We start from the raw sequence: 12,388 nt of genomic DNA on the forward strand, positions 1-12,388 counted from the left end.
TGACGGTTTTTTTCTCCGCCTATCCTCCACCCATAGGCGAGTACCCTTGCCCGGTGGCAGGATGGTAAAAGTTAGGTGCCGGGAACGGGATCCGAACCCGTGACTTCCAGATGCCTCAGGAGACGAGCGCCTCATTTTCGTTCCCTATGAGTCTGGCGCCCTAACCAGCTAGGCCACCCCGGCACAGCAGATCCCCTAGGGTGATTTGTTAGATAAACGTTGTGCTCATCCGCCGAGGGAGAACCTATTTCTAAGGGGGGCTGGATATGGGCGGCTGACCGAGATGACTTCGACCATATCCTGCACGGTGAGCGATTCCCTATCGGGGAAGTTGATCGTCCTCGCGGTGACGGGGTCCATCGCCGCGGTGAGGACCGTCGACCTCGCCCGCGACCTGATCCGGCGGGGGGCGGCTGTCCACTCCGTCATGAGCGGAGCTGCCACAGAGATCCTCCACCCTCACGCCCTGGAGTATGCGAGCGGAAACCCCGTGGTGACGAGGATCACGGGGAGGGTCGAGCACGTCGAGTTCTGCGGCGTCGGAGGGAGGGCCGACCTCCTCCTGATCGCTCCGGCCACCGCCAACACCATAGGAAAGATCGCCTGGGGCATCGACGACACCCCCGTCACCACCTACGCCACCACCGCCCTCGGCTCCGGCGTCCCCGTCGTCGTCGTCCCCGCCATGCACGAGGCGATGTACCGCCACCCCGCCGTCATGAGTAACCTGGAGGCCCTCCGGTCGATGGGGGTCGTCGTCCTCGACCCCCGGATCGAGGAGGAGAAGGCGAAGATCGCCGAGAGCAGGACGGTGGTCCTGGAGGTCGAGAGGCTCCTCGGACCCAACGACCTCGCCGGGAGGAGGGTCCTGGTGACGGGGGGCGCCACCGCCGAGAGGGTTGATCCCATCCGGATTCTGACGAACCGGGCCTCGGGGAAGACGGGCGCGGAGATCGCCCTGGAGGCGCGGAGGCGCGGAGCCGAGGTGACCCTCGTCCATCGAGGCCGCCTCGGCCTCCCCCTGAAGGAGGTGTACGTCGAGAGCGCCGAGGATATGCTCCGGGCGGTCCTGGCGGAGCTGGAGGGTGGCGGCTACGACGCCATCGTCGCCGCCGCTGCCGTCTCCGACTACACCCGCGACCCTTCCGCCGATAAGATAAAGTCCGGGGGGGAGCTGGTCCTCCGGCTGAGGCCGACCTCGAAGATCATCGCCGCCGTCAGGGCGAGCCACCCCGAGATCAAGATGGTGGGTTTCAAGGCCGAGACCTTCCTATCCGACGAGGAGCTGATCTTTCGGGCCCGGGAGTCGATGGAGAAGAACCGCCTCGACATCGTCGTCGGAAACGATGTCGGAAGGGGAGGGATGGGGACGGAGGATAACCGGGTCCTGATCCTCTCCCGGTCGGGGAGGGTCGCCGAGGTCGCCGGAAAGAAGAGGGAGATCGCGGAAGCCGTCGTCGACGCCCTGGCGGGGGAGCTATCATGAGAGCCTCCGCCCCCGCCCACATCACGGGATTCTTCGCCGCCCGCCCCGATCCCGACCCGAGGCTGGCGGGCTCCGTCGGCGGCGGCCTGAACCTGGACCTTTCGGCCGCCACCACCGTATCTAGGTCGGAGGAGACGGCCGTCCTCCTCAACGGGGTGGTCTCGGAGGCGCCGGTGACGAGGAGGGTCGTCGATACCCTGGCCCCGTCCCCCGTCCGGGTGGAGACGGAGCTCTCTATGCCCCTGGGTTCCGGCTTCGGGGCGAGCGGGGCGGGGGCCCTCAGCTCTGCCTACGCCATCAACGGGGCCTTCGGCCTCGGCCTCACCGCCAACGCCGTCGGCGAGGCCGCCCACGTGGCGGAGGTCGCCTCCGGGACCGGCCTGGGGGACGTCCTGGCCCAGAACACCGGCGGCCTGGTGGTCCGGCTCTCCCCGGGGGCTCCGGGGCTGGGGGTCGTCGACAGGATCCCGGTCCCGCCCCTGGAGGTGGAGCTTCTGGTGAGAGGCCCCCTCTCGACGAAGGAGGTCCTCTCGGACGCCGGGACGATGAGGGGGGTGAACCGGGAGGGGGAGCGGGCCCTCCGGGAGCTTCTGAAGAGGCCGACCCTGGAGAGGTTCGTCACCCTCTCCTGGGAGTTCGCCCGAAGGGCGGGGCTCGCCCGGGGATGGATGGAGGACGCCGTCGAAGCGGTGGAGTCCCGGGGAGGAATGGCCAGCATGGTGATGCTGGGGGATGCGATCTTCGCCCTCAACGGAGGGGACGCCTTGGCGGAGTTTGGTGATGTGATCAGAGCGAGGGTGAGCCTTGGGGGTGCCTCTCTTGAGTGACGTCCCCCCATCCCATCCGAGGTACGCCTCCCTCCTGACCCGGGAGAAGTTGGTGGAGGGGGTCGAGAGGGGGATCACCGGCCTGAACGGCCTCATCGCGCAAGGTAGGGGCGAGGCCCTCGACTACCTCCTCGGCGAGGTGACGACCCCTCCCGCCGAGGAGGCGGAGCGGGCGGCGGCGGCCCTCCTCCTCCTGGCGGAGAGGCCGGTCCTCAGCGTCAACGGGAACGCCGCCGCCCTCGTTCCCCGGGAGATGGTCGATCTCGCGAGAAAGATTGGAGCGCCCCTGGAGGTGAACATATTCTACAGGACCGAGGAGCGGGTCCGGAGGATAGCCGACCACCTCCGGTCCTTCGGCGCCGAGGAGGTCTTCGGCGAGACCCCCGACGCCTCGGTACCCGGCCTCGACCACGCCCGGGGGAAGGCGTCGAGGGGCGGGATCTTCGACGCTGACGTCGTCTTCGTCCCCCTGGAGGACGGGGACAGGTGCGAGGCCCTGGTGAGGATGGGAAAGCGGGTCGTCACCGTCGATCTGAACCCCCTCTCTCGGACCGCCAGGACCTCGACGGTGACGATCGTCGACAACGTCGTCCGGGCTCTCCCGAACCTGATCTCCCTGGTGGGGGAGATGGGGGGCCAGAGGGAGGCCGAGCTTCGGGAGATCGTCGCCAGCTACGACAACAGGGCCGTCCTCCGCCGGTCGGTGGAGGCGATGGTCTCCCACCTCTCCCGCCAGTTCTCCACCTTCGAGGAGTGATCCCCACCAAAATATTTTATACCCGGGTTGATTAACCTCCGGCCATGCCCAAGAGGGTCCTATCCCCCCGAGAGCTTCTGGAATCGGTCCACGCCGCCACCAGCGCCCCCTTCGAGTCGATCTACCCGAGCGATCGCTGCTACCTGGCCCTCTCCCTCTCGGAGGTCTGGGAGCTCGTCCAGTCCTTCGGTCCCGGATCGGTGAACGGAGATCGGGGGGAGACGGATCACCAGGCCCGGCGGCTCTGGTACGCCTTCAAGGAGATGGAGAGCCGGTCCGCCTGCGGGATGGTGAGGCTAAAAAGCCCCCAGCCCCGGGACGTGGTGGGGGTCGTCACCTTCGACGAGCTCTTCGCCGATCCGGGGCCGAAGGACCCCGCAGGCCTCGACGACTGCGTCATCAGCGACGACCTGGCGGAGTACGCCGAGGAGGGCTTCTCCAGCCGGACGGGCCCGAGCACCGGGAACGAGGCCGGAGGGTGCCGGAAGGACGGCGATCCCCTCCACAGCGGGATCGAGATGACCCTCATCGATCCCCAGACGAAGGACGTCTTCAAGAGGAGCCAGGGGGGGACCTTCGGCCCCGGCCAGTGGCGGGTCTCGGAGATCAGGGCGATCGCCGTCTGGTTCTGACGGGGTTCTTGAACCGCCAAAGATGGCGAAGAGCTGATCTAAGGCTTCGGTTCTGCGGGAAAGATCAGACCGTCTCCGACCTTCCAGCCTCCGCTCCGGAGGGGCCGCCCCGGCGGGAGACCTTCTCCTTCAGGAACCTGCCGGTGATGCTCTCCGGGACGGCCGCCACCTCCTCGGGGGTCCCCTCGGCGACGATCCGGCCGCCGGCGTTCCCCCCCTCGGGGCCTAGGTCGATGACGTAGTCTGCGGCCTTGATGACGTCCAGGTTGTGCTCGATGACGACGACGGTGTTCCCCCGGTCGACGAGGTCGTTCAAAACCCCGATCAGCTTCGAGACGTCCTCGAAGTGGAGCCCCGTCGTCGGCTCGTCGAGGAGGTAGATCGTCCTCCCCGTCGCCTTCTTGGAGAGCTCCCTCGTCAGCTTGATCCTCTGGGCCTCGCCACCGGATAGGGTGGTGGAGGACTGGCCGAGCTTGATGTAGCCGAGGCCGACCCCCATCAGGGTGTCGAGCTTGCTTCTGATCGCCGGGACGTTCTTGAAATGCTCCCTCGCCTCCTCCACCGTCATCTCCAGGACCTCGGCGATGGACCTATCCCGGTACTTCACCTCCAGGGTCTCGGCGTTGTACCTCGTCCCCTTGCACTCCTCGCACTCGACGTAGACGTCCGGGAGGAAGTTCATCTCGATCTTGATCAGGCCGTCCCCCTGGCAGGCCTCGCACCGCCCTCCCTTGAGGTTGAAGGAGAACCGGCCGGGCTTGTAGCCCCGGACCCGGGCCTCCTTCGTCCCGGAGAAGGCCTGCCGGATGGGGTCGAAGACCTTGGTGTAGGTGGCGGGGTTCGACCGGGGGGTCCTCCCGATGGGGCTCTGGTCGATGACGATCACTTTATCGATCTCCGAGTCGAAGGAGAGGCGGTCGTGGAGGCCGGGGGTCTCGGTCGACCGATAGATCTTCTTCATAAGAGCCCGGTAGAGGGTGTCGTAGATGAGGGTGGACTTCCCGGAGCCGGAGACGCCGGTGACGACGGTGAAGACCCCGATGGGGATCCTGGCGGAGAGGTTCTTGAGGTTGTTCTCTCTGCAGCCGGTGATCCGGACGAACTTATCGCTCCGCCTCCTCGCCGGAGGGGTCTCGATCCGTCTTTCGCCGGAGAGGTACATCCCCGTCAGGGATTCCGGGTCCGCCTCCACCTCCTCGGGGGTCCCCTCGGCGACGACCCACCCCCCGTGGATCCCGGCGCCGGGGCCCATGTCCACCACGTGGTCGGCGGCCCGGATCGTCTCCTCGTCGTGCTCGACGACGATGAGGGTGTTCCCCAGGTCCCGGAGCTTCTTCAGGGTCTCGATCAGCCGGGCGTTGTCCCTCTGGTGGAGGCCGATGGAGGGCTCGTCGAGGACGTAGAGGACCCCCATCAGGTTAGACCCGATCTGGGTGGCGAGCCTGATCCTCTGGGCCTCGCCCCCCGATAGGGTCCCAGCGCTCCGGGAGAGGGTGAGGTAAGAGAGGCCGACGTGCTCGAGGAAGCCGAGGCGCGACCTTATCTCCTTCAGGACCTGTCGGGCGATCTCCTCCTCCCTCTCGGAGAGGGCGAGGCCGTCGAAGAGGGCGAGGCTCTCGGATATCGATAGATCGGCGACCTCGGCGATGGACATCCCGGCGACCTTCACCGCCAGGACCTTCTCTTTGAGCCTCTTGCCCCCGCACCTCGGGCATGGGAGGACCTTCATGAACCTCTCCAGCTCCTCCCGCCGGTACTCGGAGCTGGTCTGGTGGTAGAGCCGCTCCGACTGGGGGATGAGCCCCTCCCAGTGGCCGTGGTGGGACCAGTAAGCGTCCCCATTCTTCATCGACATATCGAACCTGATCTTCTCTCGGGAGCCGTAGAGGAGGGAGGACCGCTGCTCCTCGGTCAGATCCTTGATGGGGGTGAAGATGCTGAAGCCGAAGTGCTTTGCGACGGCGGCGAGGTGCTGGCCCCTCCAGCCGTCGACGTGGTTGTGGTAGAGGGCGACGGCACCGTCGGCTATGGAGATCTCCGGGTCGGGTATGATGAGGCTGGGGTCGAACTCCATCTTGATCCCAAGGCCGTTGCAGGCCTCGCAGGCTCCGAAGGGGCTGTTGAAGGAGAAGGTCCGGGGCTGGAGCTCCTCGAAGACGATCCCGCAGAGGGGGCAGGCCATCTTCGAGGAGTAGATCCGATCCTCGCCGTCGGTGCCCACCACGATGAGGAGGCCACCGCCCCTCTCCAGGGCGGCCTCGACCGCCTCGACGAGCCTCGACCTCTCCTCCCGGGGGTCGAGCCGGTCTATGACCACCTCTATGTCGTGCTTTCGATACCGGTCGAGGTCGACCTCCTCGTCGGTCCTCTGGATCAGGCCGTCGACCCGGACCCGGGCGAAGCCCTCGTAGTCGAGGTCTTTTAAGAGCTGGCCGTAGGTTCCCTTCTTCTGCCGGATTATCGGCGCGAGGACGGTGACCATCCCACCTCCCGCCCCCCCTTCCATCTCCTCCCCCGACTCCTCCTCTCCCATCTCGGCATCGGAAGCGGCTCTGGCGGCGCCCCTTTCGGCCGCCTCGACGATCCGGTCGGCGATCCTCTCCGGGGAGCTCGCCTCGATCCTGACGCCGTGGACGGGGCAGTGGGGGACGCCGATCCGGGCGAAGAGGAGCCTCAGGTAGTCGTAGATCTCGGTGACCGTCCCGACGGTGGACCGGGGGTTCTTCGAGGTAGTCTTCTGCTCGATGGAGATCGCCGGGGAGAGCCCCTCGATGGAGTCGACGTCGGGCTTGTTCATCTGGCCGAGGAACTGGCGGGCGTAGGCCGAGAGGGACTCGACGTAGCGGCGCTGCCCCTCGGCGTAGATGGTGTCGAAGGCGAGGGTCGACTTCCCCGAGCCGGAGACCCCGGTGATGACGATCAGCCGGTCTCGCGGAAGCTCGATGGTGATGTCTTTTAAGTTGTGCTCTCTTGCACCTTTTATGACGATCGATTTCATCTCGGAATCTCGCTTGGCTATTGAAGGTCATGGCTAGGGCGAGGATGGGGTTAATAGTTTTCGGGCGGCTCCGGCAGCTCTCCCTTCCAGCTCTCTTCCATCCATCCATCAAAGAGCTGGGAAGCCCCGCTCGATATGGAATATCTGGGCGGAAAGGGGGGGATTTGGGTTGAGAAAATAGGTTCGGGATAGGTCCGGGATCACTCAGGGTATTAGGAGCTGGCCGTCTTTATTTAGACCAGACCACCTCTTTCTCTACGGCGGGACGGATGTAGGGGCTGAGCCCTCGGGTCGTCACCAGATCGACTTCTCTTCCAAACAGCTCCTCTAAAAAGAAGACGAGGCCCATGAAGTTTCGGAAGGTCGGCTCCTCAAACTCCACCAGGACGTCGATGTCGCTCGTCTCCCGTCCCTCGCCCCCGGCGTTGGAGCCGAAGATGCCGATCTTTCGCACGCTGAACCGGCTCTTAATCTCTCTCTCGTTCTCCTTTAGGGTCTCGAGGGGGTCCATCTCGGGGCTCCAGAAGCTTCGTTAAGCTGCTTGTGAAGATAGTCTAGATAGTCTAAATAGTATCTTCGATCGGTAATATAGGTATTATAGGTATTAAATCGCGCTGCCTCAGAGAGAAGGTGCTATCTCGTGATGATTTATTGATATGCTTTGATCTTCCTTCAATCTTCCAAAGGCCTCCAGGACCAGCCTCTTCGTGCGAAACTCGCCGTACTTCGCCTCGTCTTTCCTCTTGACGATGGGGAAGGTCTCGAGGATCTGGTCGAGGTCCTCCCGGTCGAGCTGGTAGAGGTGGCCATACAAACCGTCGAGATCGGCCCTGAGGGCCGCCCGCCTCTCCTCGTCCCAGCGGAAGGGCGCAGGTCTCCCCTCGCCGTCCAGGGGATTCTCCGGGAACCACCTCCTCCAGGCCTCCTCCCCCACCTCCTTCAGCACGTCCTCTGCGAAGGGGAGAAGGTCCCAGGCGGTGTAGGTCAGCTCCACCACCCTCGGGACGATGAAGTCGAGGATCTCAGGGGTGTAGCGGTCGGGCGGAATGACGGGGAGCTGCTTGAGGATGAAGTAGTTGAAGTTCTCCCCTCCAATTTTTTGACGGGCAACAAAATCAAACGGAATCGAATTTAAGTTTGCCAAAAGGCAGTTGATCATTGGAGCATTAGCAGCGGCTTCTTTCGACTTACCTGTACCTTCTGTAGAGGTTGTACGTCCCTGAAATGAGCCCCAGGACCGCTCCGATGACGAGGCCGATGTAGCCGGAGCCTTCGTCGAAGAATCTGCCGCCGACGTATCCGACGACGCTACCGATCAGTATCGAGATCGCCATCTCGATGCCGGCAGAGGCGGCCTTGAACGCCTGGTCTAGGTTCTCTATCTTCATCTCGGACGGTCCATCTCTTCTTCAATGATCCGGTCATGACCCAAATCGTTCGCCACATTTATCTAATATTCCCTAGCAGCGATATGGTATGAAGCGAAACGAGGCCCTCCGGGAGGCGCTCCAGCAGAACCCCTATCTCCGCTGGAGGTACACCATACTCTCCGCAGTACTGCTGGTGGCGATTGTGGCGTTCCTCCTCGTCTACGTCTTCTTATTCTGAGGCCACCGGTTGCCGCCGGATCGATCGGGCCGTATATCTCGGCGATCGCCCCCGGCGTTGGAGCCGAAGATGCCGATCTTTCGGACGCTGAACCGGCTCTTGATCTCTCTCGTGCTACTTTAGGGTCTTGAGGGGGTCCATCTCGGAGCTCCAGATCCTCTATGATAACCACGCCATCTTCGAAGTTCTTGATTGGTCCAGGTCCCGGAGTTCGAGGGTTCAGCGGATCATCGGCCAGCGATAATTCTATAAATATCTCTTATATCGCCCCGCCGGGAACCACCCCCTCCCAACCGCCGGGTGGTCCGTCGACGAGGATCTCGCCGTATCCCGGCAGCTCCCAGCCGGTTTCGTCACCTGAGGCCGTCGGCTCCTCGGCCCCCTCGCCTGCGGCCTCGGACGAGACCCCGTAGACCCAGGCGACCCCCTCGCCTCCCGTATCCGAGTTCTGGGACCAGGTGGCGGGGTCTGAGTCTAGGATCATATAATCGCCGGGCCCGATGGCCATGTTCGGCCGCGCCGTCCAGTAGGCGTCGGGGACGCCGCCCGAACCCGGCAGCCCCGAGGCGGGCCACATCCCCAACACCATCCCCCTTTCGTCCTGGAGGCCGATCATCCCCGGCGCCCTGCCCTGGCCATAGTTCCAGTGGTAGGTCTTGATCTCGGTGACCGTCCACTCCCGGTCGACGGCGAAGGTGGTGGGGCTGGTGGGGCCGTTCTGGACGGAGCCGAGGGTATTTCGCTCGAAGATCAGCTCCTGCTCTGAAGTCCGGTCAGCCTCTGATCCGTCTCCCGCTCCATCTTCAGCCTCGACACCTATTCTGTTGCCAAGGGTTGTCTCATCGCCCTCCTCATCTGCGCTCAGATCCAGGGTTCCAGCAAGGCTCCGATTGATGGTCGAAGTTCCGGATTTCAGATACTCGATCTCTCCACCCTCGGCGATCTCAGCTGTCAGCTTCGCGCCGGATCCAATGGAGACGTTCGTGAATGAAACGACCTTCGCTGAAGCCTCTCCAATGGGAGCGATGAGGTCGAGGTCCACGAGGCCGGCGCCGGTCCCCGAGATCTCCAGGCTGTATGCGAGGTCCATCGGGAGGAGGTAGATCTCCACCTCCCCCGACGATAGGACCTCTGCCCCCGGGATCTCGTTTATGACCCGGCCGCCGACGGTCCCCACCCTTCGCCCCGCGGGGTCGGTAAAGACGGCGTCGGCAGGACATCGGACCGCCGCCGCGAATCCCCCCTCCTTCTTTAGGGCCTCGATCCAGCTTTTCGCCATCTCCTTTAGACCCGGGAGGAGGGTGCCCGCCTCCTCCGGGGGCATAGTCCTGAAGACGGGGTTTGCGGCGATCTTGGTGGGGTCCCTGGACCCATACTTTTGTCCACCGCTCTGAACGGAGTAGTAGAGGAAGCCGTCAAGCCAGAGGAGGGCCACGGGCATCGGCTTATTCAGACTATCCAGATCTTGCGCAAGGGTGTTTGAGTCGTAGATGTAGACCTGCTTGTAGTCCTTCCCCTCCACCTCCACCAGCTTGTAGGCGAGGACGGCGTGGCCCCAGGTACCATTCCCGTCCGGTTTATTCCCCCGGAAGCTGATGATCAGAGGTCTCCGATCCTCTTTCAGGGAGCGCTTTACAGCTTCGTAGGTCCTGGCCTGGCTCTCGCTGCTGCTCGATCCGTAACCTCTATCGAAGTAGAGGTTCGCGTCCGAGAGGATCGACCTCATCACCGGGACCATCTGGGCGCGGTGGTAGATGTCTATATTCTGGCTCGCCTCCTCAAAAGACATCTGATGAGTCTTCTTCGATACCGGCCGCAGGGACGGATCGGAGAAGTAGAGGGCGGAGGTGGCGGCCATCCCGTAACAGTGGCCCCCAGCCCCCAGCATATAGCTCTCGTTGAAGTAATTCCAGAGGCGCGTGTAGGTGGTGGGGAAGAAGAGGCGGAGCCAGAGCTCCTTCTCCAGGGAGGTTGGGATGCCGGCGGCGACGGTGGCGATCAGCTCCTCGGCCAGCTCCTCGGTCTTGCTCTCGTTGAAGTTGTAGTTTCTGAAGCCGTAGGCATCGTCGACGGCGCTGTAGGCCCGCTCCCCGTTGGAGGCGTAGTAGACGTTGACGGTGATGGAGATGAAGTCGTCGTCGGGGTCGACGTCGACGGCTCCGGGGACGTAGGCCTGGGCGAATAAAACTTGTTGAAGATGAATTAGAAACAAATCCAGTCGACGTCGACGGCTCCGGGGACGTAGGCCTGGGCGCCCAGGACCGCGCCCTCCACGTTCTCTCCTCCGAGGTCCCAGTAGATCGAAGCGGCCCGTCCCCCTCCCGGCGGGACGCTCCCCACCGGTACGGGGTCGCCGAGCTTCGAGCGCTCTTCGCCGGGCATCTGGAGGTAGAACTGGATGTAGACGTTCTCGGCCACCTCATCTCCGGCGTTGAATACCTGGGCCTGGACCGCCTGCTCGCCGGCGGATTTCTCTTGAAGAGGCCTGTAGTTCTCGCCCCCCAGGAAGGATCCATGGTATTGGTAGCCCATGATCAGGCTCAGGTCCTCCCTCATCCTCAGGTTCACCTGGACCGCAGGCTTCGTCCTCGAGACCTTGTCCAGCCAGAGGGAGGCGATCTTCCTGTCGTTCTCGTCATGGCTCCCGAAGATGGTGCATGCCAGGTTCCTGTACCAGATGTAGGGGCCGGCGCAAGCCCCCTCGCCGCCGAATCGGCTGTCGAGGGGATCGATGACGTTCGAGACGTATTCGAACCCCTCTGGAGGAGGGATCTCGCCATAGACGTCCACCATCGTCTTCTCCCAGGCGGCCCTGGCCTGAGCCGCGGTCTCGTAGACGTAGACGGAGAGGAGGTAGTTTCCGCCGATGCAGTCGTAGACCTCCTCCGGGTCGGGCCTGCAGATGTTCTCGTGGACCTCGACGAAGGCGAACCTCTCCACGTCGGCCTTCCCGTCCCTCATGACCGCCGCCTCGGCGGCCCGGGCCTCGGCGCTTATATCGCCCGCGACGTGCAGGTCGGCGGGGAGGTCAGAGTCCAGGAGGACGTAGTCTGACGGATTTATCTCCTCGATCCAATCGGGGACTTTCGGCTCCTCATCCGCCATCCCAGGAGTTGCCGCCTGGCCCAAAAGAGCCGCTGCCAAAGAAATGAGAATCGCGACTCGAATACTTTTCCATCCTCCGCCGACGTCTTTACACATGTCTACCCCTCGATCAAGATCCTCTCTCTAAATCTCCACCGCAAGAAGTTATGGATATACCATGGCTTTATTTCTTTTCGATAACGACGGCATACCGAAGGAGGAAGATGATGGGAGATAGACCAGCCTGGCTTTACGACGAGACCAAACAGATAGGGACCGACTACGATGACGTCTCCGAGATCCGGATCTACGATCAGAGGATGGCGAAGATCAGGGACGTGGCAAAGGAGGTCGGGGAGGTCCTCGACCTTCTCGACCTCTCGCCGGAGGCGACGGTCCTGGAGCTTGGGTGCGGCACCGGCGAGTTTCCCATCGCTGCCGTGGGCCGGTGCTCCTGGGTGATCGCCGCGGACGTCTCAAAGCCGATGCTGAGGTACGCCCGCGAGAAGGCGGAAGAGAGGCTCCGGGAGGGGGGGGCCGGGGACCTCGATCGTATCGAGTACGTCAGGGGCGGCTTTCTCACCTACCAGCACCAGGGCGAGCCCCTTGACGCCGTCGTGACCCAGTTCGCCCTTCATCACCTCCCCGACTTCTGGAAGCAGGTGGCGTTGATCCGGATAGCAGGGATGCTGAAGCCTGCGGGAAAGCTCTTCATCCGGGACGTCATCTACTCCTTCGATGCCGCCGGCTACGAGGGCTTCTTCGACCGCTACCTATCGCGGATGGCGGAGATGGGCGGCGAGGGGACGCCCCGGGACATCCTGGTCCACATCAGAGACGAGCACTCCACCATCGGCTGGATGATGGAGGGGATGATCGAGAGGGCGGGCTTCTCCATCGAGAGGGCCGATTATCGGGCGGGGTTCATCGCCAGCTATCTCTGCGTCAAGGAAGGGCGGCGATGAAATGGTTTCGTCCAGACCCCGCCGTGCCTCG

At 63.6% G+C, this 12,388-nt stretch carries 12 protein-coding genes and 1 tRNA gene; 6 read left to right on the plus strand and 7 right to left on the minus strand.

Translation table 11 applies throughout. The features are described from left to right. Nucleotides 1-76: 76 nt before the first annotated feature. A tRNA-Met gene (locus tag MHAR_RS03145) sits at nt 77-183 on the minus strand. A gap of 100 nt (nt 184-283) precedes the next feature. Here MHAR_RS03145 and coaBC point away from each other — a divergent pair. Genes coaBC through MHAR_RS03165 form a run of 4 tightly spaced genes read left to right on the plus strand, consistent with a single transcriptional unit; the run spans nt 284 to nt 3,702 of the window. Beyond that, entirely contained in the window at nt 284-1,486 is a 1,203-nt protein-coding gene (gene coaBC, locus MHAR_RS03150) for a bifunctional phosphopantothenoylcysteine decarboxylase/phosphopantothenate--cysteine ligase CoaBC (protein WP_014586171.1), read from the plus strand. Continuing rightward, complete coding sequence (locus tag MHAR_RS03155; RefSeq protein WP_014586172.1) at nt 1,483-2,313, plus strand: pantoate kinase; 831 nt, start codon at nt 1,483-1,485, stop codon at nt 2,311-2,313. The genes coaBC and MHAR_RS03155 overlap by 4 nt, the downstream gene beginning before the upstream one ends. Beyond that, nucleotides 2,306-3,070 (plus strand): 4-phosphopantoate--beta-alanine ligase, encoded by a 765-nt coding sequence (locus MHAR_RS03160; RefSeq protein ID WP_048144305.1) that lies wholly within the window; start codon nt 2,306-2,308, stop codon nt 3,068-3,070. Before MHAR_RS03155 ends, MHAR_RS03160 begins: the two co-directional genes overlap by 8 nt. Nucleotides 3,071-3,114: 44 nt before the next feature. Continuing rightward, entirely contained in the window at nt 3,115-3,702 is a 588-nt protein-coding gene (locus tag MHAR_RS03165; protein WP_014586174.1) for a hypothetical protein, read from the plus strand. A 64-nt stretch (nt 3,703-3,766) separates the two neighbouring features. Here the strand turns inward: MHAR_RS03165 and uvrA are convergent, their stop codons facing one another. The 4 genes from uvrA to MHAR_RS03185 form a co-directional block, all read right to left on the minus strand. Further along, a complete protein-coding gene (gene uvrA / locus MHAR_RS03170) occupies nt 3,767-6,700 on the minus strand; it encodes an excinuclease ABC subunit UvrA (protein WP_014586175.1) in 2,934 nt (977 codons plus the stop codon). A 229-nt stretch (nt 6,701-6,929) separates the two neighbouring features. Beyond that, nucleotides 6,930-7,211: a nucleotidyltransferase family protein gene (locus MHAR_RS03175; RefSeq protein WP_014586176.1), complete on the minus strand. Its 282-nt coding sequence runs from the start codon at nt 7,209-7,211 to the stop codon at nt 6,930-6,932. 108 nt (nt 7,212-7,319) lie between these two features. Continuing rightward, nucleotides 7,320-7,844: a hypothetical protein gene (locus MHAR_RS03180; protein WP_143763251.1), complete on the minus strand. Its 525-nt coding sequence runs from the start codon at nt 7,842-7,844 to the stop codon at nt 7,320-7,322. 43 nt (nt 7,845-7,887) lie between these two features. Next, a complete protein-coding gene (locus MHAR_RS03185; RefSeq protein WP_014586178.1) occupies nt 7,888-8,088 on the minus strand; it encodes an AtpZ/AtpI family protein in 201 nt (66 codons plus the stop codon). A gap of 88 nt (nt 8,089-8,176) precedes the next feature. Here MHAR_RS03185 and MHAR_RS14030 point away from each other — a divergent pair, with 88 nt between their 5' ends. Continuing rightward, entirely contained in the window at nt 8,177-8,308 is a 132-nt protein-coding gene (locus tag MHAR_RS14030; RefSeq protein ID WP_266335537.1) for a hypothetical protein, read from the plus strand. Between the two features lie 259 nt (nt 8,309-8,567). Here the strand turns inward: MHAR_RS14030 and MHAR_RS03190 are convergent, their stop codons facing one another. After that, the gene (locus tag MHAR_RS03190; protein ID WP_014586179.1) at nt 8,568-10,520 is read right to left on the minus strand and encodes a hypothetical protein; all 1,953 of its coding nucleotides are present in this window, start codon (nt 10,518-10,520) and stop codon (nt 8,568-8,570) included. Next, complete coding sequence (locus MHAR_RS03195) at nt 10,511-11,452, minus strand: hypothetical protein (RefSeq protein WP_048144306.1); 942 nt, start codon at nt 11,450-11,452, stop codon at nt 10,511-10,513. Before MHAR_RS03195 ends, MHAR_RS03190 begins: the two co-directional genes overlap by 10 nt. Nucleotides 11,453-11,616: 164 nt before the next feature. Between MHAR_RS03195 and MHAR_RS03200 the strand changes: the two genes are divergently transcribed. Then, nucleotides 11,617-12,357, plus strand: a complete 741-nt coding sequence (locus tag MHAR_RS03200; RefSeq protein WP_052300980.1) for a class I SAM-dependent methyltransferase — start codon at nt 11,617-11,619, stop codon at nt 12,355-12,357. Nucleotides 12,358-12,388: the final 31 nt, after the last annotated feature.

The organism is Methanothrix harundinacea 6Ac, from assembly GCF_000235565.1.
In the GTDB taxonomy this organism is placed as follows: domain Archaea; phylum Halobacteriota; class Methanosarcinia; order Methanotrichales; family Methanotrichaceae; genus Methanocrinis; species Methanocrinis harundinaceus.

Excerpts from the sequence above, each read along its gene's own strand:
- coaBC (WP_014586171.1), top strand. The coding sequence starts at position 284 with ATGACTTCGACCATATCCTGCACGGTGAGCGATTCCCTATCGGGGAAG.
- MHAR_RS03155 (WP_014586172.1), top strand. The coding sequence starts at position 1,483 with ATGAGAGCCTCCGCCCCCGCCCACATCACGGGATTCTTCGCCGCCCGC.
- MHAR_RS03165 (WP_014586174.1), top strand. The coding sequence starts at position 3,115 with ATGCCCAAGAGGGTCCTATCCCCCCGAGAGCTTCTGGAATCGGTCCAC.
- uvrA (WP_014586175.1), bottom strand. The coding sequence starts at position 6,700 with ATGAAATCGATCGTCATAAAAGGTGCAAGAGAGCACAACTTAAAAGAC.
- MHAR_RS03175 (WP_014586176.1), bottom strand. The coding sequence starts at position 7,211 with ATGGACCCCCTCGAGACCCTAAAGGAGAACGAGAGAGAGATTAAGAGC.
- MHAR_RS03185 (WP_014586178.1), bottom strand. The coding sequence starts at position 8,088 with ATGAAGATAGAGAACCTAGACCAGGCGTTCAAGGCCGCCTCTGCCGGC.
- MHAR_RS14030 (WP_266335537.1), top strand. The coding sequence starts at position 8,177 with ATGAAGCGAAACGAGGCCCTCCGGGAGGCGCTCCAGCAGAACCCCTAT.
- MHAR_RS03200 (WP_052300980.1), top strand. The coding sequence starts at position 11,617 with ATGATGGGAGATAGACCAGCCTGGCTTTACGACGAGACCAAACAGATA.